Origin of the sequence: Streptomyces caatingaensis (assembly GCF_001187435.1) — a bacterium.
In the GTDB taxonomy this organism is placed as follows: Bacteria; Actinomycetota; Actinomycetes; order Streptomycetales; family Streptomycetaceae; genus Streptomyces; species Streptomyces caatingaensis.
The window spans coordinates 143,764-164,020 of sequence record NZ_LFXA01000003.1 but is presented as its reverse complement, the minus strand read 5'-3'; the positions used below and the strand labels follow the sequence as shown (position 1 = coordinate 164,020).

Sequence of the window (20,257 nt, the reverse complement as noted above, 5' to 3'; positions counted from 1 at the left end):
AGGCCGGGCGCGCGTAGCCGCCCCGCCCGCAAGGAGTGCGATCTGAACACGTTGTCCGCGGAACTCCTGTCCGCAGGTCTGCTGGTGGCGGTGCTCGTCTGCGCGGTGGTGCGGCCGTGGGGGTGGCCGGAGGCGGTCGTCGCCGTGCCCGCGGCCGGGCTGGTGATCGGCACGGGGGCGATCCCGCTGGGGCACGCCCGCGCGGAGGCGGAGCGGCTGGGGCCGGTGGTCGGCTTCCTGGCCGCCGTGCTGGTGCTGGCGCAGCTCTGCGACGACGAAGGGCTCTTCGACGCCTGCGGCGCGTGGATGGCCCGCGCCGCGGCGGGCCGGCCGCGGGGGCTGCTGGCCTGGGTGTTCGTGATCGCCTCCGTGGTCACGGCGGTGCTCAGCCTGGACGCCACGGTCGTGCTGCTGACCCCCGTCGTGTTCGCGACGGCCGCCCGCATCGGCGCCCGCCCGAAGCCGCACGTGTTCGCCTGCACGCACCTGTCGAACACCGCCTCGTTGCTGCTGCCGGTCTCCAACCTCACCAATCTGCTGGCGTTCACGGCCGGCGGCCTGTCCTTCACCCGCTTCGCCGTGCTCATGGCGCTGCCCTGGCTGGTGGCCGTCGCGGCCGAATACCTGGTCTTCCGCCGCTTCTTCGCCACCGACCTCGACGCGGGGGCCCGGGCCCCGGCCGCCCCCGGGCCGGCCGGGAGGCCGGTGTTCGCGCTCGCCACCGTCTGCTGCACCCTCGCCGGCTTCGTCCTCGCCTCCGCCGTGGACGTCAGCCCGGCGTGGGCCGCCCTGGCCGGCGCGCTGGTTCTGGCCGTCCGCGCCCTCGCCCGGGGCCGCACCACGCCCGCGGCCGTCGCGCGCTCCGCCGCCCTGCCCTTCCTCGCCTTCGTCCTGGCCCTCGGGATCGTGGTGCGCGCCGTGGTCGACAACGGCCTCGCCGAAGCCCTCGGACACCTCGTGCCCGCGGGAACCGGGCTGCCGGCCCTGCTCGGCGTCGCGGCGCTCGCGGCCGTCCTGGCGAACCTCATCAACAACCTCCCCGCCGTGCTCGTCCTGCTGCCGCTCACCGCCCCCTCCGGCCCCGGCGCCGTGCTCGCCGTCCTCCTCGGCGTCAACATCGGCCCCAACCTCACCTACGCCGGATCGCTGGCCACGCTGCTGTGGCGGCGCATCGTGCACGAACACGACACCGACGTGGACCTCCGCGAGTTCACCCGGCTCGGCCTGCTCGCCGTGCCTACCGCCCTGGCCGGCGCGGTGGTGGCACTGTGGGCCGCGCTGCACGCCACCGGAGGCCGAATGTGACCACCGTCGTCTGGATCGCCGAGGGCACCTGGCCCGCCTGCGTCGACGCCGCCCGCGCCCTCGCGCCCGAACCCGCCGGCATCGTCCTCCTGCACGTCACCGCCCCCGACGTGCCCGGCGCCGCGTGCGGCGCCTACGCCGGGCTCCTCGGCCGGGGCCGGCCCGAACGCGACCCCGGCGCCCGGCTGGAACGCGCGGCCGCCGCGTCCGCCGCGGAACTGCTCGACGCCGCGGCCGCGCGGCTCGGACGCCCGTGCTCCCGCCTGGAACGCACCGGCCGCGTCGAACGCGAGGTCGTGGCCGCGGCCGAGGGGGCCGGCCTGCTCGTCCTCGCCCGCGACGGCGACCGGAACCGTCTCGGCCCCCGCAGCCTCGGCCCCGAGAGCCGCTTCGTCGTCGACCACGCGCCCTGCCCCGTCCTCCTCGTCTGGCCGGAGCCGGCACCGGACGTGGGGACGATCCCGCCCCCGCCGCGCCGTCCCTAGCGCGAAGGAGCCGTGCGCCCGAACAAGCCGTGCGCCCGAACAAGCCGTGCGCCGCGAGAAGCCGTGCGCCGCGAGAGCCGTGCGCCGGGGTGACACCGCCCGCGCCCGTCCGCCAGCCTTGGCCGCATGGCGGCACCGACCAGCGCGACGTACGGCGGGTTCGACCCGGGCGAGATGTGCGGGCTGCTCCGCCGCGCCTGCGCCCGCGCCGGCCTGGACGGCACCGGCGCGGCCCTCCTGCGCGGCCGCACCAACGCCGTCGTCCGCCTGGCCACGGCACCCGTCGTCGTCAGGATCGCCCGGCGGGGCACCGACCCCGCCGCCGTGGCCGACACCGTCGCCTTCGTGCGATGGCTCATGGAACGCGGCTTCCCCACCGTCCCGTTGCACCCGGCACCCGCGCGGCAGCCCGTCGTCGTCGACGGCCACGCCGTCACCTTCTGGACCCACCTGCCCCAGCCCGGACACCCGCCCGGCGCCGCGCAGATCGCCCCGCCGCTCCGCTCCCTCCACGCGCTGGCCGAACCCCCGCTGCGCCCCGGCCGCCTGAACGTCCCCGAGGCGATCAGGGCGTCCCTGGCCGCGACGGCCTCCCTCCCGGATCCCGTCGTGCGCTTCCTCACCGAGCGCCTCGAACGCCTGACGGCCGCCCTCCGCGACGTCGGGTTCGTCCTGCCGGAGGGAGTCGTGCACGGCGACGCGGGGCACCACAACGCGCTGCACGCCGGCGGCGGCCGGGCGGTCCTGTGCGACTGGGACACGGTGGCCTACGGACAGCCCGAATGGGACCTGGCGATGAGGGAGGTCCACTGCCGGCGCTCCGGCCACGGACCCGCGCGGTGCCGGGAGTTCGCCGCCGTCTACGGTTTCGACGTCGTCAAGTGGCCGGGATTTCCCGTCCTGCGGGACCTGTGCGAGCTGAAGGCCGTCACGAGCGACGCGCGCAGGAGCGCCCGTACTCCCGCCATACGGGCCGAAGTCGAGCGGTGCGTCGCCGCGCTCCGGCGCCGCCGATCGGACGGCACCTAGGCGAACGGCCGCCCCGGCCACGATCACGTGCGGCGGAAGGTCTCCACCGGGCGGCCCGGACGCCAGAGGCGGACGACGAGTTCGCCGCCCTCGACAACCGTGAGCACGACCTCCCGGAGGTCGAGGCGGAAGGCGTGGAATCCGCCCGGCGGCTCGGTGCCGGTCGTGTAGCGCTTCTTCTCTTCGGGATCGGTCACCTCGACGGCGGTCCCGGAGACCTTGGCGTCGCCTTCCCCGTCCGGATGGGCGTGGATCGCGCACCGGCCGTCCCGCCGGAGATCCAGGGCCTTGACGGCGTCCGGCATCGACCCGAACGACAGGTCGGGCCCGAGGAAGGCGACCTCGGACCCGCTGACACGCGGCGAGCCGTCCTTGCGCAGCGTCGCCAGGACGTGTGTCGCGGCCTTCTCGAACCGGGCCTTCACCGTGGAGGCGAGGTCCGCGGCCTCGCTCTCGAACTGCTCCCAAGTCGCCATCCCCCCACTCTCGCACCGGCGGGGTCCGCGCGGAGGGCGGAGGGCGCAATCGCCGCGGCGGCGTATCCGGGCCGGCGCGTCGCTCGTTGGGCACGTGCCAGGTCGCCGTCGTCCGTCCCGGAGGCAGCCGCATGTCCGCCCTTGTACGGACGGTCGCAGCAGCGGTCGCCGTGGTCGTCCTGTGCGCCGGCGGGCCGCCGGCGGCCCAAGCGCACGAACCGGCCGGTGGGTTGGTGGCCTGTGAGGGGCCCGCGCCGGCCTGCGTCCGGAGGCTCGAACGGACCCTGGCCGCCGTCCGGGACGAGCTGGGCTGCGATCACCGCGGGCCCTTCGCCGCGCTGTACGTGCGCGTCCAGGAGGCGCTGCGGGACACGCTGAGGGAGCACCCCGGCTTCTTCGCCGAGCCGGGGTGGGCGGCACGGGACCTCAACGCCGCGTTCGTGGGCCGCTATCTGGACGCCTACCGGTCCGACCGCGACGGGCGGGAGGTGCCGCGGGCCTGGCGCATCGCCTTCACCGCCGCGCGCACGGGGCAGACCAACGCCGCACAGGACGCGCTGCTGGGCGCCAACGCCCACATCCAGCGCGACATGTCCTACGTGCTGGCCGAGACCGGCCTCGTCGCCCCCGACGGGACCTCGCGCAGGCCGGACTTCGACCGGGCGCAGGCCGTCCTGGACCGCGCGTACGAGCCCGCCGTCCAGGACATCGCCCGCCACTACGACCCGCTGCTCGCCACGGCGGACGCCCAGTGGAACCCCGTCGCCGGCCTCACCGCGCACGAACTGCTCGTCCTGTGGCGGCGCAACGCGTGGCACTACGCGGAGCGGCTGTCCGCGGCCCGCACCGACGAGGAGTTCCGTACGGCGTCCCGCGCCGTCGAGGACAACGCCGCCGCCTGGGGGACGCTCCTGGCGGCCGTGCAGGTGCCCGGCTACCGCCTCGTACGGGACGGGTACTGCCGCGTCGGCCGGCCGGGCGGACCGGTGCCCCCGTCCACGGCCTGGCGGCCGCCGCAGGTACCGCCGTCGCTGGCGTCGGGGCGGCTGCCGGAAGGCGGGTGAACGGCGCGTCCGGCCGCCCGGAGACCGGCGGTTGTGCGGACTCGGCCTCCCGCCACGCCGCAGCCGGGAGGTAGCGTGATCACTCCTGCCCCCGCGAGCAGCGAGCAGACGGCGGTTCGGCGGGGACGACGTCGTCGCGTGCGGCTGTGTGCGGGATCCGGCCGACGACGGGACGGGCAACGACGGTACGGGCAACGACGGGAAGGGACGCGCCATGTGTGGATCGTGCGACGGCACCGGGACCGGTACCCAGGACGCGACGCGAATAGGGCGCCGGCGACTGCTGGCGGCCGCCGGCGGCGCCGGACTGGCGTTGGGGCTGGCGGGCGGGGGATTCGGCACACCGGCCGCCTCCGCCGCGCCCCGGGAGGGCAAGGCGGCCGGCGCCGGGCTGGAACTCGTCCTGCTGGGCACCCAGGCCGGGCCGCCGCCGAGGCCGGACCGTGCCGGGATATCCACGGCCCTGGTCGTGGACGGCCGGATCTACCTCGTCGACTGCGGGCGCGCCTCCGTGACCCAATTCGTGAGGGCGGGGCTCGCGTTCGACAAGATTCGCGCGATCTTCCTCACCCACCTGCACATCGACCATGTCGCCGACTACTACGACTACTTCGTCCTCGGCGGCAACGACCCCCACGGCCCCCTCGGCGCCGCCGGACCGGTCGACGTGTACGGGCCCGGCCCGGCCGGCGGGCTGCCGCCCGCCTCCGGCGGCGGCCCGGCGCCGGTGATCTGCCCGTCCGACCCGACCCCCGGCACCCGGGCGATGACCGAGAACTGCCACCGTGCCCACGCCTATTCCAGCAATGTCTTCCTGCGCGACGCCGGTTCCCCGGACGTCACCACCTTGATGAACGTCCACGAGATCGCCGTTCCCGCCTCCGCGGGCGCCAGTTACCGGCGCACGGCGCCCACGATGCGGCCGTTCCCGGTGATGAGCGACGAGAAGGTGCGCGTCTCCGCCGTCCTGGTGCCGCACGGGCCGGTGTTCCCGTCGTTCGCCTTCCGCTTCGACACCGCGTACGGCTCGGTCACGTTCTCCGGCGACACCACCTACACCGACAACCTCCCCGCCCTCGCCCAGGACACCGACATCCTGGTCCACGAGGCGATCAACGTCCAGGGCGCGCCCATGCCGCCCGCCCTGCGCGACCACCTGCTGCAGTCCCACGTCGAGGTGCAGAAGCTCGGGCCCGTCGCGGAGCGCTCGGGCGCGAAGAAGCTGGTGCTCAGCCACATCGCCGACATGGCCGCCCCCCGGATCGACACCGGCAGGTGGGAGGCGTGGGCCCGGAACGGCTACCGGGGCCCGGTCGTCGTCGGCGAGGACCTGCAGCGCATCGCCCTGCGCTAGTTCTCGGCCATAAGTGCTGTTTCCTCCCCGCTCGTTGTGATGTACTGCGTATGTCCATGATCATTTCGGGCCGGCCGGCCCGTTTCACCGGAAACTCCCCGATGCCACGCATACGCATGTTCCGAGCGGCCACCACTCTGCTGACCGGCGGCGTCCTCGCCGCCGCCGTCCTGACGGCCCAGCAGCCGCCCACCCCGTCGGACCTCGCCGCACCCGTCGCGGACGTCGCGCCCACGACGCAGATGACGAACGTCCCGCTGACCGGTTCGACGGGCGAACCGCGGCCCGGCACCGCGTCCGGCAGGACAGGGCGCGAGATCACGGTGGAGAAGAACTCCACCGCACCGTTCCGCGCCGTCAGCCTCTCCTGGGAGAAGGGCGTGCGCCTCGACCGCGGGGCGCACGCCGTAGCACGCTTCCACCGCGACGGCGCGTGGACCGCATGGCAGGACGTCCCGCTCGCCGGCGACCAGGACTCCGACGAGGCCGGACGCGCCGGCTCCGGGGTCTTCTTCTCCGACACCTCCGACGGCGTCCAGCTGCGCCTGACCACGGAGAAGGGCGAACTCCCCAAGAACCTGCGGCTCTCCCTCATCAACCCGGACAAGAAGGCGGACGCGGGCCGCGGCGGGCGGGCCCCGCGTCTGACCATGAAGCCCGTCGCGGCCGCCGTCGGCACGGCCGGGACCTCCGCCGCCGACCGGCTGATGCCCGCGGTCCACACCCGTGCCGACTGGGGCGCGGACGAGTCCAAGGCCGACCCCGGGCTCAAGGGGATGGCAACCGTCCGCGCGATGGTCGTCCACCACACCGTCAACGGCAACGACTACCGCCCCGAAGACGTGCCCAGCCTGATGCGCGCCATCTACGCCGACAAGATCGACAACCAGAAGTACGGCGACTTCCCGTACCACTTCGTCGTCGACCGCTTCGGCGGCATATGGGAGGGGCGCCGGGGCAGCATCGCCGCCAACCCCTCCGCCGACCCCAAGGCGATCCTCGGCGGCCACGCCGCCGGCTACAACACCGGCACCCTCGGCGTCGCCACCCTCGGCAACTTCGAGCCCACCGAGAAGGGCGGCGGCAAGCCGGGGAACGACATGCTCGAGGGCGTCCGCGACATCCTCGCCTGGAAGGGCGCCCAGTACGAGCTGGCACCGCGGGGCAAGGCCGTCCTGGACTTCCCCGGCCAGAAGCCGCGCACGGTGGACGTCATCTCGGGCCACCGCGACGTGTACCAGACGCTCTGCCCGGGCGAGGACCTCTACGCGCTGCTCCCCACCCTGCGTGAGCAGGTCGCCGGGCGCATGGAGCAGGCCCGGTAACGGGCGCCGCGTCCGAGGAGGGCGGAGGTGATCGCCGAGCACGGCCGGCTCGACGCCCTCGTCAACAACGCGGGGCCGGCCAGGTCGGCACCGTCGAATACGTGACGCCTCGTCAATTCAGCGCGGCTATGCGCTCCGTGGCCCGTGCGGCCGCCCCGCGGCAGATCCCTGGCCGCGGGGGAGGGCGCCCGCACAGGACCCCTCCACGTCGCTGGTGAAAAAGCTCGGGGAGGAGGTTCCGCCGCTCGCTCCCGGGCGTGAGGGAATGCTGTTCCTTGTCGGACTTACGCCCCTCTTGTGGGTGATTTTCCTTCGAAGGGGAGCAAGAGACGCTTGTTCGGCCGGTGACGGATTGTCCGTACCGGCAGTTCCCTTCGAAGGAAGGAGCCCGACCATGTACGCACCGACGCTGAGGCGTTCGGCCAGGATCGTGGCGGCCGCGGGGGCGGCGGCGCTGATGGCGCTGACCGGGGTGGCCGCATCGGCGCAGGCGGCGGAAGGGACGTTCTTCTACACCCGGGCCGACACCGGAGCCGAGACCTTCCTGGGCTCGACACCGAACGGCCAGTGCCTGGCCATTCCCGGCGGCGCCCGCCAGGCGACCAACGACACCGACACGGACGCCCGGCTCTACACGAACAGCGGCTGCACGTCGAGCAGCCGGTTCCTCGGCTCCCGCCAGTCCGACGTCTACTCCGCGCCGTTCCCGACGTTCGTGAAGTTCGGCTGAGCGGTCACCGCCGTCGGCCCGACCCAGACAGGCCGTCATGCCGGTCCGGCGGACCCGCATGACGGTCGACAGGCGCTTCCGCCGCCGGGGAGGCCGGGCCCGTCCGGGTCTTCCCTCTCCGCAGCGGCCGCCAGGCGGTCGAGTTCGGCGCCTATCGCCCTCCGCAGGGGCTCGTGCCGGGGCCCGAGGGCGTGCCGCGCGTCCGTCCAACCGTCGCGCGGGTACAGCCAGACGGGCAGGCGGACGAGCTCGGCGGGTTCCCAGTCGTACCGGGGCCAGATGTGCGCGTGCAGGTACGGGTCGGTGTTGCCGAGGATCTCCAGGTTCACGCGGCGGAACGCCGGATCGTGGGCGTGGCAGGCGCGTTCGACGGCCTCGCCGAGGAGGTCCAGACCCTCCAGGAACGCCCGCCGGCGCGGTCGCGTCAGGTCGCCGAGGCGCTGCACGCCCGGGTCGTCCACGAGGAGGACCGAGTAGCCCGGCAGGAACTGGGTGTCCCCGATCGCCGCGAAGCCCGCCCCCAAGCGCCGCAGGACGGTGGGGTTCTCGCCCCGCAGCGCGCTGCCGATGCGGTCGCGGCGCCAGTCGGTGGTCTCCGCCGTGGTCACGTCTTCTCCTTCTTCTCTTTCGTCTCCTTCTTCGTCCGCGAGGCGCGTGCGCCGCCGTGCCCATTGTCGTCGACGGCGGAGCGCGTGCCGGACGGGGGTGCGGCGGCAGGGGCGCGCGTGCGGTTGTCGTGCGCCGTGTTCCGACCAACTGCGCTGTGGGGAGAGCCCCCTGGCGTCCCTCGCGGCTGATCGCCCGGTGGGATACTGGGCCCGGCCGGGCAGTGGGGCAGGGGAGCGGGACGGGGGCGTGCATGGAGGCGACGAGGGTCACGGTGGCCGTCGAGGGACGGCTGGGGCTGGACGGGCCGCGCCGCATGCGCGACGAGCTCGAACGGGCCACCCGGCTGTCCTGGCGCTGCGAGGAGGTCGACGAGGGGCCCGCCCTCTCCGGCGATCTCTCGCACATCCTGCTGGAGGCCGTGATCGCCAAGGGCGCCGAAATGTCCCTGGAGTACGCGCTGGAGGCCGTCAAGCGGTGCGTCGCCCGCTGGCGCGCGGAGCGGCTGGACGACCCGCCGCGGGCGCGCGTCGACACGTCGTCCGTGACCGGTGCCGACGCCGCCGGCGGGACCGGCCCCGACGGCCCGGGCGGCTGACGTGACCTCCCGGGCGCTGGTGATCGGGCCCGCCGAGTACGCCCCGGACTCGGGGGTCCCGCGCTACGACGAGATCGGCGTGAGCGCCGTCCAGTACGGCGAGGTGCTGGCCGGCAACCCCATGTGGGGGAAGGACCGCTGCCGCGTGCTGATGCCCGAGGAGGTCAGAACCGCCGAGAGCGTGATGTCGGCCCTGGAGACGGAGGCCCGCCGCACCGGGCCGGGCGACATCCTCATGGTCGTCTACATCGGGCACGGCGCCTACTGGGGCGACGTCCCCGGCGCCGAAGTGCACTTCTCCGTCGGCTCGTCGTACAAGGACAAGCCCTGGACCTGGCTGTCGAGCTGGTACCTGTACCGGGCGATGCGCCTGTGCCGGGCCGACCTCAAGGTCCTGATCGCCGACTGCTGTTACTCCAACATGCTGCCCCACCTGGGCAACGGCCTCGACTCCCTCCCCGGCGTCCTCGACGACTCCGGCCAGGGCACCTGCGTGCTGACCGCGCTCAAGGACGACAACGTCCGGGCCTGGCCGCTCGGTTGCGAGGCCCTCCCGGGTCCGCTGGCGGAGTGCACGCCCTTCAGCGGGCACACGCTCGACGTCCTCAGGAACGGCACCACCGACCACCAGCCCGAGCTGACCCTCGGCATGCTCCGCGACGCCGTGGAGAACGAGATGCGCCGCTGCCGGTTCGCCCACGACAGGCCCCGGATGCTGCTCAACGACGCCCGCGAGGGCCGGGCCCTGTTCACCAACCGGATGGACCCCGCCAGGCGCGCCCCGCGCCCGGACAGCCCCGTCGGCGCCGAGGAATGGGCCGCCGCCCTCCTGCGGGGCAGCGACTGCGACCTGGAGGAGCTGCTGAACGACCCCCGCAAGACCGGCGACGTGGTCGCCCTGCTGCGCACCTCGCACCGGGAAGGCGCCGCCGCCGTCGCGCGGCGCATCGACGAACAGGCATCCCTCAGGTTCCGGTCCCCCCGCGACTTCGCCCGGTACTGGAACAAGGCGGAGCGGGCGCTGCGCCCATGACCGACGACCCCCCGCCCCGGGACGCGGCGGACGAGCCCCGCGACCGGCCCGACTTCGGCTACACCTGGGTGACGGCGTGCGGCATCGGCGAGTTCGTCCGCAGGATGCAGGCCATCCGGGAGGGGGAGCGGCCCGTCACCGACACCAGCGAGCCGCCCCGCCCCGCCACCGCCATGCGGGCCCTGCACGCCTTCGCGGTCGGACGCCCGACCGCCGACCTCATCGAGGCCGCACAGCGGGGGCACTTCGGCTACCGCGACGCCGTCAGCGTCCTGGCGACCGCCGCGCTGTGCCGGAGCGTGAAGGAGGCCGCCGAGCTCACCAGCCGCCAGTGGGAGGCGGAGTCGGGCCCGGACGGCGGCCGGACGCCCAAGACCGACGACATCGTCCGCGACATCGCCCGCCAGCGGACCGTCCCGGACGTCGCCGCGTTCGTCCGCGAGTGCCGCCGCCTCGGCGGGGACGCGCTGGTGGCCAAGACGCTCCGCGCCTTCACCGACAGCAGCTCGGGGCGCCGCAACTCCGACAAGGCCATGCTCTACGTCGCGCTGCGCGACGAGGAATGCGACGAGGAGGCCGCCGAGTTGCTCAGCCGCACGCTCGCCGCCGTCGACGAGGACGCCGCCGCGCACCCCGCCGGCGCCGGACCGGCCGCGCGCCTCGACGACCTCGTCGGCGCCCTGCACGAGATCAGCCCCTCCGAGCGGATCCTGGAACGGTGGATCGACGGGCAACTGCGCGACCTGGGGCGCGTGGAGGCCACCATCCGGCTCGTCGTCCGCCTCCTCGCCGGCCGCCCGACGGGCGGCCCGGACCCCCTCACCGAGCACATCGGCCGCCACTGGGGACGCTACGAAATCGTCCCCCTCTGCGACCAGTTGGCCCGGCACGCCCCCGAGCAGTGCGCGGCGGTCCGCCGGCACGTCGCGGCCCGCACCGGCCTGCGGGAGCTGGCGGAGATCGTCGCCGACTGGCGGAGCGCGGAGGGCCTGGCGAAGACGGTCCGCGAGCTGCTCAAGGACATCGTGGCGACGGGCACCGCGGCGCAGGACGGACCGCGACCGGTCGCCGACCTGGACGGCCTGGCGCAGTCGCTGCGCCACGTCCGGGCCGACCCGGAGTGCGGCCGCCTGCTCCGGCTCGTCGCGGCGGAGCACGTCGACGGCCGCCCGGGGGAGGAGATCGCCGCCCTGCTGCACCGGGTCGAGCGGCGGGGGGACCGCTGGCGGGCGGCCCGCACGATCGCCGAGCGGCTCACCGCGCTGGCGCTCGGCGCGGACAGCGAGGTCGCCGGCGTCGTCGTCGGCTACCTCACCGCGCTCCGCGAGGCCCGGGACACCCACACCATCGACACGACCCTCAAGGAGATCGCGGACGCCTCGCACTCGGGCCACGACCACCGGGCCTGGGTCACGCTCGTGACCGTGGTCGCCGGCCGCCTGTACCGGTCGGGGCTGACCGCCGACGCGACGAACCTGCTGGAACGCTGTCTGGAGAACGAGCAGCGGATCACCCCCGAGGACGTCGGCCTGATCGTCGGCCACCTCCGCGACGCCGTCGCGGACCCGGCCGCCTGGCGGGCCCTGCTCTCCGCGACGGTGGGCCGCTGGACCGACGCCCACCTGCGCGACGGCGCGGTGCGGCGGCTGCGCCAGGCCGGGTTCGACGCGGAGGCCGCCGCGGTCAGCTGCTGACCGAGCCGGCCGCGTCCCGCCGGGGAACGGCGGACGGGTCCGGCCGCCCGTGCCGCCGGGACAGCCGCACCAGCCCCTCGAACACCGCGGCGGCCAGCGCCAGGACGCACAGGCTCGCCCCCGCCCGGACGTCCGCCGCGCCCTCCTCGGTCAGCGAGCGCAGCAGCGTCAGCGCGCCCAGGTACCCCAGCAACAGCACGGCCGCCCCGGCCGCGGGGTCGGTGCGCCACCGCCGCAGCAGCGTCAGCTGCTCCTTGGCGTCGTAGACGCCCCGTCCCACGACCGGCAGGGCGGAGCGGGCCAGCGAGGGAAGGCCCAGCAGGAGGACGACGCCCAGCAGCAGGGCGGTCATCCCGCAGGTCAGGTCACCGCCCTCGGCCCAGTACAGGGCCAGCGCGATGGCGAGGAAGCCGGTCCGCGCCAGGATCCCGCGGACGACGCGCCGGCGCCCGGAGCACGCGGGGTTCAGCGCCACCAGGACCACTCCGGGCATGGCGTAGACGACCAGGGTGAGGATGCCGTTCATCGAGGTGACCGTCCGCCAGGCGCCGTGCACCCCGAACAGGAGCAGTGTGCCGAGGACGAAGTTGACCAGCAGCACCTTCCAGTAGACCTCGTACGGGCGGCCGCGGACCGTGAGGAACGTGCCCCCGACGGTCTGCAGCTTGCGGTGCGTGAGGTGCGCGGCGCTGAGCGCGGCGACCTCGCGGGTCAGCGCGTAGGCGAAGACCAGGCCCGAACCCAGCGGCGCCACCAGCGCGTCGGTCAGGACGACGGGCCGGGGCCAGCGCAGCTCGTCCGCGACCCGCAGCAGGGACGCCGGGTCGCCGGCGTTGATCCCGGCGAGCCCGGGATGGCCCAGCACGGCGACCTGGGCGGCGCAGTAGAGCACGACCGCACCGGCCAGCGTCCCGTACACCGCCCTGCGCAGCCGGGCCTCCTCGCCGATGCCCTCGCGCTTGACGTTCCCCGCGAAGTCCAGCGGCGCCTGGAAGCCGATGTACGCGAACAGCACGCCGGAACTCACCAGTCCGGACATGGCGGCGGCGCCTCCGCCGCCGTCCCGCCGCTGGTGCAGCGCCGGGTGGAAGTCGACCCCCGAGCGGAACAGCGCGACGACCACCAGCACCGGGAAGACGACCTTCCACACCGCCAGCCCCAGGACGAGCCGGACGAACAGCCGGGCGGGCAGCAGGTTCACCGCGGCGATCAGCGCGAGGCACCCCGTGGCGCAGGCCAGCCCCACCCGGTGAGCCCGGCGGCGTCCCGCAGGCCGGGCCAGGGGATCGAGAAGACCTTCGTCATCGCGATGGACTCGCTGACCCCGTTGGTCAGGTAGAAGATCCACAGACCGGCGGCCATGACCGTCGCCACCAGGGGTCCGCTGCTCTGCAACGGCAGGAAGATCAACCCGCCGGTCTTGGGCCGCGCCGTCCCCAACTCGACCATGACCGCCGCCAGGACGGCCATCAGCGCGCCGCACAGCCCCCACGTCCACAGCGCGGCGAACCCGCGGCGCCGCTCGTCGAGCGAGGCGAACAGCCAGCCGGAGCCGATCATGCAGCCGACCGCCAGGCCCACCAGCTCGTGGACCGACAGCCGGCGCGCCTCGTCCTCGCTCCCCGGGGCCGCCGGCCGCGAACCACCGTCCCGGGCCCCCGGAATCGCCATACGCCCCGTCCCGCCGTGAGTGCGCCATCGCCCTCGGTAGCGTCAGGGTAGTCGCCGTGCGCGGAGGACGCTCGGCGCTCACCCCTCTTCCGCCCCGGCGCGGGTGGTGCGCGGAGGGCGCCCGGCCGGTTGCCGCACAACCGACGCGTCCTGCCTGCGCGGGCCGTGCGTCGGGGCGGGCTGCTTGCCGGTGCGGGCCATTCGCCGATGACGCGGTTCATTCGTCGATGCGGTACGAGTCGCCGTACACCTTCCACTTCAGCGGCGGCCGGAGGTCGAAGTTGCCGTTGTCGAGGAAGACGCGCTGGGCGGTGTCCACCCGGCTGGTGTCGCTGTGCGCCTCCTCCTTCTTCATGACCTTCTTGCGGGCGTCGAGGAAGGCGTTCAGGTACGCCCTCTCGTCGCCGCCCCGGGACGGGGGCCTGGCCTTGGCGAGGGCGCTCTTGCGGATGCCGCCGAAGCTGTCCTCGTCGCCGCCGGGGCCGTGCATGACGATCGCGTCGTAGTAGACGAACTGGCCGAGCGCGCGCAGCCCGTCGGCCTTGGCCTGCTGGAACGCCGGGTCGAAGTACATGCGGTCGCGCAGGTCCTCCTGGGCCTGCTGGAACGCCGTGTCCCGGGCGGCCTCGCGCCACGCCTCCTCGAAGGGCTTGCCCAGACCGGCGTGCGAGTCCGAGCCCTTCGCCCTGCGCAGGGCGGGCAGGAACGCGGCGAGCGGGTTGCCGGGCCGGGCCCGGGTGTAGTTCTCGACCAGCTCCAGCATGTCGCCGGTGCGGGAGGTGAAGCCGATGATGCCGCCGGTGTAGCCGCGGCCGTCGTCGTAGGGCTCGATGTACGCGAAGAACCTCCGCCACTCCAGCGAGGAGTTCTCCGCGCTGCAGACGAGCCGCATGGCGATGTCCTTCATGTGCGGGTCGTCGAGCCCCGGCGCCGAGGCCCGTACACGGGCGGACGGCGCGACGGCACCGGCCGGGGCGGCGGCGGAGGCGGCGGGCGTCCCGCCGAGGACGAGGGCGGGCAGGGCGAGCGCCATGCCCGTGAGGGCGGTGAGGGGGAGCTTCTTCGTGCGCTGCGGCATGGGGCATTGAAACGCTTCCGGCTCATCCGTCACAAGCGTCACGCAGGCAATTGCGTACGAAACAGGCCATGTTCGTGCAAGGGAAACAAGCGGCCGGACCAAAAAGAAAGGGCAAGGAGGTTACCCCTCTCCTTGCCACTCTCAACATATAGCGCACAGGGGGCCTTGCCACAAGGCCCCGGTGCTCCCGCAGAATCGGCGGCCTGACCCACCGGACCTGCGGAAACAAGGTGCTCATGTGTGACGTGATCGTTGTCGGCGGCGGACCCACCGGCCTCATGCTGGCTGCCGAACTGCGCCTGCACGACGTGCGGGTGCTCGTGCTGGAGAGGGACCCGGCGCCGACGCCGGTCGTCCGCGCGCTCGGCCTGCACGCCCGCAGCGTCGAAGTGCTGGACCAGCGCGGCCTGCTGGAGCGCTTCCTCGAGCACGGCCGGAAGTACCGCGTCGGCGGCTTCTTCGCGGGCCTCGGCTCGGTCTGGCCCGAGGGGCTGGACACCGCGCACCCGTACACCCTCGGCATCCCGCAGACCATCACCGACCGCCTGCTGGCCGAACGCGCCACCGAGCTCGGCGCCGAGATCCGGCGCGGCCACGAGGTGACCGGGCTGGCGCAGGACGAGGAAGGGGTGACCGTCGAACTCGCCGACGGCGCGCGGCTGCGCACGCGCTACCTCGTCGGCTGCGACGGGGGCCGCAGCACCGTCCGCAAGCTGCTCGGCATCGGCTTCCCCGGCGAACCCGCCCGGAACGAGACGCTGCTGGGCGAGATGAGGGTCGCCGCGCCGCCGGAGGAGGTGGCGGCCGTGGTGGCCGAAGTCCGCAGGACGCACCAGCGGTTCGGCCTCATGCCGCTGGAGGACGGGGTGTACCGCGTCGTCGTGCCCGCCGCGGAAGTGGCCGGGGACCGCACGGTCGCGCCGGCCCTGGAGGACGTCCGGCAGCGGCTGCGGGCCGTCGCGGGCACCGACTTCGGCGTCCACGCGCCGCGTTGGCTCTCCCGCTTCGGCGACGCCACCCGGCAGGCCGAGCGTTACCGGGACGGCCGGGTGCTGCTCGCCGGCGACGCCGCGCACGTCCACCCGCCCACCGGCGGGCAGGGCCTCAACCTCGGCCTCCAGGACGCCTTCAACCTCGGCTGGAAGCTGGCCGCCGAGGTGCGCGGCCGGGCCCCCGACGGCCTGCTGGACAGCTACCACGCCGAACGGCACCCGGTGGGCGCCGACGTCCTGGACAACACGCGCGCGCAGATGGAGCTGATGTCCACCGAGCCGGGCCCTCGGGCGGTGCGCCGGATCCTGTCGGAACTCATCGACATCGAGGAGGTGAACCGGCGCCTGATGGAGAAGATCACCGCGACCGGCATCCGCTACGACTTCGGCGAGGGTCACGCACTGCTCGGCCGGCGGCTGCGCGACATGACGCTGAAGCGGGGCCGTCTCTACGAGCTGATGCGCGGCGGCCGCGGACTGCTGCTCGACCGGACCGGCCGGCTCTCGGTCGCCGGATGGGAGGACCGGGTCGACCACGTCACCGACCCCTGCGAGGAACTGGACGGCGTGCCGGCGGCGCTGCTGCGCCCGGACGGGCACGTCGCCTGGGTCGGCGAGGACCCTCGGGAGCTGCGCGGCCCGCTGGCGCAGTGGTTCGGCGCGGCGGCCGCCCGCTGAGGCCGGTCGGGGCGGTACCGGGCGGAAACGCGTTCGCGGCGCGCCCGGCCGGTGCGTACGCTCCTCGCATGAGCGGTGAGCAGGCCGGTCCGGGCCGGACGAAGAAGCCCCTCGTGGTCCTCCTCAGCGGCGCGGGGATCTCCACGGACTCCGGGATCCCGGACTACCGCGGCCCCGACGGCCTGTGGCGGCGCGACCCCGGGGCGGAGAAGCTCGTCACGTACGACTTCTACATGTCCGACCCGGAGATCCGCCGCCGGTCGTGGCGGATGCGCCGGGACGCGCCCACCCTCCGCGCCCGGCCGAACGCCGCCCACGAGGCGGTGGTGCGGCTGGAACGTTCCGGCACGCCGGTGCGCGTCATCACGCAGAACGTGGACGGGCTCCACCAGCTCGCCGGCCTGCCCGAGCGCAAGGTGCTCGAACTGCACGGCAACGTCCGGTCGGTGGTGTGCACCGGCTGCGCGGCCCGCTCCCCGATGGCGGAGGCGCTGGAACGGGTGGCGGCGGGCGACCCGGATCCGGCGTGCGAGCACTGCGGCGGGATCCTCAAGTCGGCCACCGTCATGTTCGGCGAGGCCCTCGACCCCGTGGTGCTGGGCGAGGCGGTGGCGTTCACCAAGGCGTGCGACGTCTTCGTCGCGGTCGGCACCAGCCTCACCGTCCACCCGGCGGCGGCCCTCGCCGGGCTCGCCGCCGACCACGGCGCGCGCCTGGTCATCGTCAACGCGGAGCCCACGCCGTACGACGGGCGCGCCGACGAGGTCGTCAGGGAGCCGATCGGCACGGCGCTGCCCGCCTTGCTCGACCGGCTGGCCGCCGAGTGAGCGGACGCGTCCTCCAACTACGGGACCTTCGCGGCCGGTTGGGCCGGACGGCCCGGCCGGCGCGCCCCGTACGCCGACGGCCATGGCAAGCCGCGTCAGTGAGCTGGTCGTCGAGGCCGCCGACGTCAGTCCCACCGACGACGGTCAGGACGCCGAGCCGGCGCGCCTGCTCGCCCTCGGCGCCGCGCCCGTCGACGCCGGGCGGAGCGGCGGCGGCCGGTACGTCCTGGCCGACCCGGAAGGCAACGGGTTCTGCCTCCTGCCGGTCCGGATCCCGCCCGTGAGAGCCCGCTGACCGGCCGGAACGTCTCCCTGGGTAGGCTGGGGCCCACCACCCGACGCCACACCGTGAACCGGAACGAGGAGCAGACGTGACCGAGCCCGCGGCCATCGCCGTGCAGCAGGAGATCGCCCGGGAACTCCAGGTCGCCGAGACCTTCGACGCCGAGCGGGAGATCGAGCGCCGCGTGGCCTTCCTCACCGAGCGGCTGGTCTCCACCGGTCTGCGCTCCCTCGTGCTCGGCATCAGCGGCGGCGTCGACTCCACCACCGCCGGCCGGCTGTGCCAGCTCGCCGTGGAGCGCGCCCGGGCGGCCGGCCACGAGGCGCGCTTCCACGCGATGCGCCTGCCCTACGGCGTCCAGGCCGACGAGCGCGACGCCCAGCTCGCGCTGTCCTTCATCCGCGCCGACCACGTGCTGACCGTGGACGTCAAGCCCGCGAGCGACGCCGCGCTGGAGGCGGCGCTGGCCGCCGGCCTGACCTTCCGCGACGCCCACCACCAGGACTTCGTCCACGGCAACATCAAGGCCCGGCAGCGCATGATCGCCCAGTACGCGGTGGCCGGCGCGCACGGCGGGCTCGTCGTCGGCACCGACCACGCCGCCGAGGCCGTCTCGGGCTTCTTCACCAAGTTCGGCGACGGCGCCGCCGACCTCGTCCCGCTGACCGGACTGACCAAGCGCCGGGTGCGCGCCGTCGCGGACGCGCTGGGCGCGCCCGCCGAGCTGGTCTGGAAGACCCCGACGGCCGACCTGGAGACCCTCGACCCGGGCAAGGCCGACGAGGACGCGCTGGGCGTCACCTACGACGACATCGACGACTTCCTGGAGGGCAAGCCGGTCGACGAGCGGGCCTTCGGGACGATCGTCCGCCGCTACCGCCTCACCGAGCACAAGCGCCAGCTGCCGATCGCCCCCTGAGGCCGCTCCGCGAGGGCGGTTTGCCGGTCCTCGGGCCATGGGCAGGAATGCCCCGGCGCGGAACCCCCGGGAGGACAGCGTGGCTACGGACCGGCACGCCCACACCATGACGCACACCGGCGCCGACGCGGTGCGGCACTACGAGAACGCCCTGGACAGCCTCCTCTTCTTCCGCGAGGACGTCGGGGACGAGGTCGCGGCGCTGCTCGGCGCCGCGCCCCGGTCCGTCATGGGGAACGTCTTCCGGGCCTACCTCGGCCTGCTCGGCACGGAGGAGAAGGACGCGGCGGAGGCGGCCCGGGCGTTCCGCGCGTACCGGAGGGAGGTGCCCGGCCCCGGCGCGACCCCGCGCGAGCGCATGCACGTCGCGGCGGCCTCCGCCTGGCTGGACGGCGACCTGCACGGAGCCGGACGCCTCCTGGCCGACCTCGTCGTGACGTACCCGAAGGACGCCCTCGCCCTCGCCGTCGGCCACCAGATCGACTTCTTCACCGGCAACGCCGTGCTGCTGCGCGACCGCATCGGCGGCGCGCTGGCCGCCTGGGACACCGACGACCCGCACCACGGGCTGCTGCGGGGCATGTACGCGTTCGGTCTGGAGGAGGCCGGGCACTACGCCCTGGCCGAACGCGTCGGCCTGGAGGCCGTGGAACGCAACCCCCGCGACGTCTGGGGCATCCACGCCGTCGTCCACTCCTACGAGATGCAGGGCAGGCACGAGGACGGCATCCGCTACCTCGACGCCCGCACGGACGACTGGGCGTCCGGCAACTACCTGAACGTCCACAACTGGTGGCACTACGCCCTGTACCTGATGGAGACGGGCCGTACGGACAAGGTCCTGGCCGTCTACGACGCCGCCCTGCACCACGACGGGTCCGGCGGCGCCGCCATGGAACTCCTCGACGCGTCGGCCCTGTTGTGGCGGCTGTACCTGGCCGGCGCGGACACCGGCGGCCGCTGGGCCGCGCTGGCAGACGCCTGGGCGCGGCGCGCCGACGGCGCCTACTACGCCTTCAACGACGTCCACGCCGTCATGGCCTACGTCGGCGCGGGCCGTGTCCCGGAGGCCGAACGGCTCGTCCGCGACCGGGAGTCGTGGCTGCGCGACGCAGCCCCCACGCTCTCCAACGTCCCGATGACCGCCCGCGTCGGCCTGCCCGCGTGCCGGGCGGTCATCGCCTACGGGCAGGGCCGCCACGAGGACGTGGTCGACCTGCTGCTCCCGATCCGGCACCGCTTCCAGGACTTCGGCGGCAGCCACGCCCAGCGCGACGCCCTCCAGAAGACGCTCCTCGAAGCGTCCCTCCGCACCACCCGCCACGACCTCGCCCGCACCCTCCTGAGCGAACGCCTCAACCTCCGCGCCGCCTGCCCCTACAACCGGTCCGCCTGGGCCCGCCTCCTGCGGCGCACGAGCGCCTGAGGACCCCTCTTCGCCGGGACGGTCACCAGTGACGGCGGCCCAGGGTGATGAGCCGGAGCTGGCGGCGCGCGGTGTCGGCGATGCGGTCCTCCTCCCCGGGCGCGGCCTCCAGGAGGGCGGACGCCGTCATCACGAGGTGGTCGACGTAGAGCCCGGCGAGCATCCGGACGTCCTCCCGGCTCCACCCGCGTGAGACCTCCTGCGCCGCGAGCGCGTCGGCCACCTCGTCCCCGAAGCGCGCCAGTTCGGCCGCGATCGCCTCGCGCACCGCCCGTACGCCGCCGTGGCGTTCGCGGGCGAGGAAGCGGACGTGGGCCCGGTGGGCGCGGACGTGCTCGGCGACGACGGCGACGGAGCGGTCGGTCACCTCGTCGGAATCCTCCGGCCCGGCCAGCACCCTGCGGATGACGACGTGCAGGCTGCCCAGCGACTCCTCGACCAGGGCCACCCCCAGGTCGCCCATGTCCCTGAAGTGCCGGTAGAACGCGGCCGGTGCGACCCCCACGACCCGGGTGACCTCCCGCAGGCCGAGGCTGCTGAGGCTCTGTTCCTCCAGGAGCCGCAGCGCCGCGTCCATGAGGGCCTGACGCGTCCTCAACTTCTGTGCCTGGCGGACCCCGGTCGTGCTGCTCATGGGTTCAGTAAACAACTGTTTGCCGTGGCGGGCCAGTTCGCGGTACGCTG

The 20,257-nt window shown here is 74.3% G+C and carries 19 protein-coding genes and 2 pseudogenes; 15 read left to right on the top strand and 6 right to left on the bottom strand.

The genetic code is table 11. The features are described 5' to 3' along the window. The first annotated feature begins 42 nt into the window (after nucleotides 1-42). From AC230_RS07180 to AC230_RS07170, 3 genes are all read left to right on the top strand, one after another. A complete protein-coding gene (locus AC230_RS07180; protein ID WP_049715203.1) occupies nucleotides 43-1,305 on the top strand; it encodes an SLC13 family permease in 1,263 nt (420 codons plus the stop codon). Next, a complete protein-coding gene (locus tag AC230_RS07175; RefSeq protein WP_049715202.1) occupies nucleotides 1,302-1,790 on the top strand; it encodes a universal stress protein in 489 nt (162 codons plus the stop codon). The genes AC230_RS07180 and AC230_RS07175 overlap by 4 nt, the downstream gene beginning before the upstream one ends. A 126-nt stretch (nucleotides 1,791-1,916) precedes the next feature. Beyond that, nucleotides 1,917-2,819: a phosphotransferase gene (locus AC230_RS07170; RefSeq protein WP_049715201.1), complete on the top strand. Its 903-nt coding sequence runs from the start codon at nucleotides 1,917-1,919 to the stop codon at nucleotides 2,817-2,819. A gap of 23 nt (nucleotides 2,820-2,842) precedes the next feature. Here AC230_RS07170 and AC230_RS07165 read toward each other — a convergent pair whose 3' ends face one another. After that, nucleotides 2,843-3,295 carry a pyridoxamine 5'-phosphate oxidase family protein gene (locus tag AC230_RS07165; RefSeq protein ID WP_049715200.1) on the bottom strand — a complete coding sequence of 151 codons (453 nt, stop codon included), beginning with the start codon at nucleotides 3,293-3,295 and terminating at the stop codon, nucleotides 2,843-2,845. 131 nt (nucleotides 3,296-3,426) lie between these two features. On the opposite strand from AC230_RS07165, the gene AC230_RS07160 reads away from it, so the two are divergent. The 4 genes from AC230_RS07160 (at nucleotide 3,427) to AC230_RS07145 (ending at nucleotide 7,768) form a co-directional block, all read left to right on the top strand. After that, nucleotides 3,427-4,359, top strand: a complete 933-nt coding sequence (locus tag AC230_RS07160) for a DUF5995 family protein (RefSeq protein ID WP_157868530.1) — start codon at nucleotides 3,427-3,429, stop codon at nucleotides 4,357-4,359. Between the two features lie 214 nt (nucleotides 4,360-4,573). After that, entirely contained in the window at nucleotides 4,574-5,713 is a 1,140-nt protein-coding gene (locus AC230_RS07155; RefSeq protein WP_078871054.1) for an MBL fold metallo-hydrolase, read from the top strand. A gap of 101 nt (nucleotides 5,714-5,814) precedes the next feature. Then, complete coding sequence (locus tag AC230_RS07150) at nucleotides 5,815-7,038, top strand: N-acetylmuramoyl-L-alanine amidase (protein WP_157868529.1); 1,224 nt, start codon at nucleotides 5,815-5,817, stop codon at nucleotides 7,036-7,038. 394 nt (nucleotides 7,039-7,432) lie between these two features. Next, entirely contained in the window at nucleotides 7,433-7,768 is a 336-nt protein-coding gene (locus tag AC230_RS07145) for a hypothetical protein (RefSeq protein WP_049715197.1), read from the top strand. Nucleotides 7,769-7,890: 122 nt separating this feature from the next. Here the strand turns inward: AC230_RS07145 and AC230_RS07140 are convergent. Then, a pseudogene (locus AC230_RS07140) lies at nucleotides 7,891-8,376 on the bottom strand (diadenosine tetraphosphate hydrolase); the annotation flags it as partial. 251 nt (nucleotides 8,377-8,627) lie between these two features. Between AC230_RS07140 and AC230_RS07135 the strand changes: the two are divergent. From AC230_RS07135 to AC230_RS31820, 3 genes are read left to right on the top strand one after another with little or no spacing between them, the layout of a single operon-like run. Then, on the top strand, nucleotides 8,628-8,972 hold the full coding sequence (locus AC230_RS07135; RefSeq protein WP_049715196.1) for a hypothetical protein: 345 nt from the start codon (nucleotides 8,628-8,630) through the stop codon (nucleotides 8,970-8,972). Nucleotide 8,973: 1 nt separating this feature from the next. Next, nucleotides 8,974-10,005: a hypothetical protein gene (locus tag AC230_RS07130; RefSeq protein ID WP_157868528.1), complete on the top strand. Its 1,032-nt coding sequence runs from the start codon at nucleotides 8,974-8,976 to the stop codon at nucleotides 10,003-10,005. After that, on the top strand, nucleotides 10,002-11,699 hold the full coding sequence (locus tag AC230_RS31820; protein WP_049715194.1) for a hypothetical protein: 1,698 nt from the start codon (nucleotides 10,002-10,004) through the stop codon (nucleotides 11,697-11,699). Before AC230_RS07130 ends, AC230_RS31820 begins: the two co-directional genes overlap by 4 nt. Here AC230_RS31820 and AC230_RS07120 read toward each other — a convergent pair. The 3 genes from AC230_RS07120 to AC230_RS07110 all read right to left on the bottom strand — a co-directional run bounded on the left by AC230_RS07120 (nucleotide 11,689) and on the right by AC230_RS07110 (nucleotide 14,448). Beyond that, nucleotides 11,689-12,945 (bottom strand): amino acid permease, encoded by a 1,257-nt coding sequence (locus AC230_RS07120; protein ID WP_049715193.1) that lies wholly within the window; start codon nucleotides 12,943-12,945, stop codon nucleotides 11,689-11,691. The two genes, AC230_RS31820 and AC230_RS07120, sit on opposite strands and share 11 nt — an antisense overlap. Then, nucleotides 12,909-13,370 carry an amino acid permease gene (locus AC230_RS34255; RefSeq protein ID WP_049715192.1) on the bottom strand — a complete coding sequence of 154 codons (462 nt, stop codon included), beginning with the start codon at nucleotides 13,368-13,370 and terminating at the stop codon, nucleotides 12,909-12,911. The genes AC230_RS07120 and AC230_RS34255 overlap by 37 nt, the downstream gene beginning before the upstream one ends. 217 nt (nucleotides 13,371-13,587) lie before the next feature. Next, nucleotides 13,588-14,448, bottom strand: coding sequence for a chitosanase (locus AC230_RS07110; RefSeq protein ID WP_053161064.1), 861 nt, complete (start codon nucleotides 14,446-14,448; stop codon nucleotides 13,588-13,590). 236 nt (nucleotides 14,449-14,684) lie between these two features. On the opposite strand from AC230_RS07110, the gene rox reads away from it, so the two are divergent. From rox to AC230_RS07085, 5 genes and pseudogenes are all read left to right on the top strand, one after another. After that, nucleotides 14,685-16,118 carry a rifampin monooxygenase gene (gene rox / locus AC230_RS07105; RefSeq protein WP_049715260.1) on the top strand — a complete coding sequence of 478 codons (1,434 nt, stop codon included), beginning with the start codon at nucleotides 14,685-14,687 and terminating at the stop codon, nucleotides 16,116-16,118. Nucleotides 16,119-16,186: 68 nt separating this feature from the next. Continuing rightward, nucleotides 16,187-16,945 (top strand): SIR2 family NAD-dependent protein deacylase, encoded by a 759-nt coding sequence (locus AC230_RS07100; RefSeq protein ID WP_049715191.1) that lies wholly within the window; start codon nucleotides 16,187-16,189, stop codon nucleotides 16,943-16,945. A 79-nt stretch (nucleotides 16,946-17,024) separates the two neighbouring features. Continuing rightward, nucleotides 17,025-17,240 (top strand): annotated as a pseudogene (locus AC230_RS07095) (VOC family protein); the annotation flags it as partial. 76 nt (nucleotides 17,241-17,316) lie between these two features. Next, on the top strand, nucleotides 17,317-18,147 hold the full coding sequence (gene nadE / locus AC230_RS07090; RefSeq protein ID WP_049715189.1) for an ammonia-dependent NAD(+) synthetase: 831 nt from the start codon (nucleotides 17,317-17,319) through the stop codon (nucleotides 18,145-18,147). A 79-nt stretch (nucleotides 18,148-18,226) separates the two neighbouring features. Beyond that, complete coding sequence (locus tag AC230_RS07085) at nucleotides 18,227-19,573, top strand: tetratricopeptide repeat protein (RefSeq protein ID WP_049715188.1); 1,347 nt, start codon at nucleotides 18,227-18,229, stop codon at nucleotides 19,571-19,573. A gap of 22 nt (nucleotides 19,574-19,595) precedes the next feature. Here AC230_RS07085 and AC230_RS07080 read toward each other — a convergent pair whose 3' ends face one another. After that, a complete protein-coding gene (locus tag AC230_RS07080) occupies nucleotides 19,596-20,207 on the bottom strand; it encodes a TetR family transcriptional regulator (protein ID WP_049715187.1) in 612 nt (203 codons plus the stop codon). Between the last annotated feature and the right edge of the window lie 50 nt (nucleotides 20,208-20,257).

Excerpts from the sequence above, each read along its gene's own strand:
- AC230_RS07170 (WP_049715201.1), top strand. The coding sequence starts at position 1,917 with ATGGCGGCACCGACCAGCGCGACGTACGGCGGGTTCGACCCGGGCGAG.
- AC230_RS07165 (WP_049715200.1), bottom strand. The coding sequence starts at position 3,295 with ATGGCGACTTGGGAGCAGTTCGAGAGCGAGGCCGCGGACCTCGCCTCC.
- AC230_RS07160 (WP_157868530.1), top strand. The coding sequence starts at position 3,427 with ATGTCCGCCCTTGTACGGACGGTCGCAGCAGCGGTCGCCGTGGTCGTC.
- AC230_RS07155 (WP_078871054.1), top strand. The coding sequence starts at position 4,574 with ATGTGTGGATCGTGCGACGGCACCGGGACCGGTACCCAGGACGCGACG.
- AC230_RS07150 (WP_157868529.1), top strand. The coding sequence starts at position 5,815 with ATGCCACGCATACGCATGTTCCGAGCGGCCACCACTCTGCTGACCGGC.
- AC230_RS07145 (WP_049715197.1), top strand. The coding sequence starts at position 7,433 with ATGTACGCACCGACGCTGAGGCGTTCGGCCAGGATCGTGGCGGCCGCG.
- AC230_RS07135 (WP_049715196.1), top strand. The coding sequence starts at position 8,628 with ATGGAGGCGACGAGGGTCACGGTGGCCGTCGAGGGACGGCTGGGGCTG.
- AC230_RS31820 (WP_049715194.1), top strand. The coding sequence starts at position 10,002 with ATGACCGACGACCCCCCGCCCCGGGACGCGGCGGACGAGCCCCGCGAC.
- AC230_RS34255 (WP_049715192.1), bottom strand. The coding sequence starts at position 13,370 with ATGGCGATTCCGGGGGCCCGGGACGGTGGTTCGCGGCCGGCGGCCCCG.
- AC230_RS07110 (WP_053161064.1), bottom strand. The coding sequence starts at position 14,448 with ATGCCGCAGCGCACGAAGAAGCTCCCCCTCACCGCCCTCACGGGCATG.
- rox (WP_049715260.1), top strand. The coding sequence starts at position 14,685 with ATGTGTGACGTGATCGTTGTCGGCGGCGGACCCACCGGCCTCATGCTG.
- AC230_RS07100 (WP_049715191.1), top strand. The coding sequence starts at position 16,187 with ATGAGCGGTGAGCAGGCCGGTCCGGGCCGGACGAAGAAGCCCCTCGTG.
- AC230_RS07080 (WP_049715187.1), bottom strand. The coding sequence starts at position 20,207 with ATGAGCAGCACGACCGGGGTCCGCCAGGCACAGAAGTTGAGGACGCGT.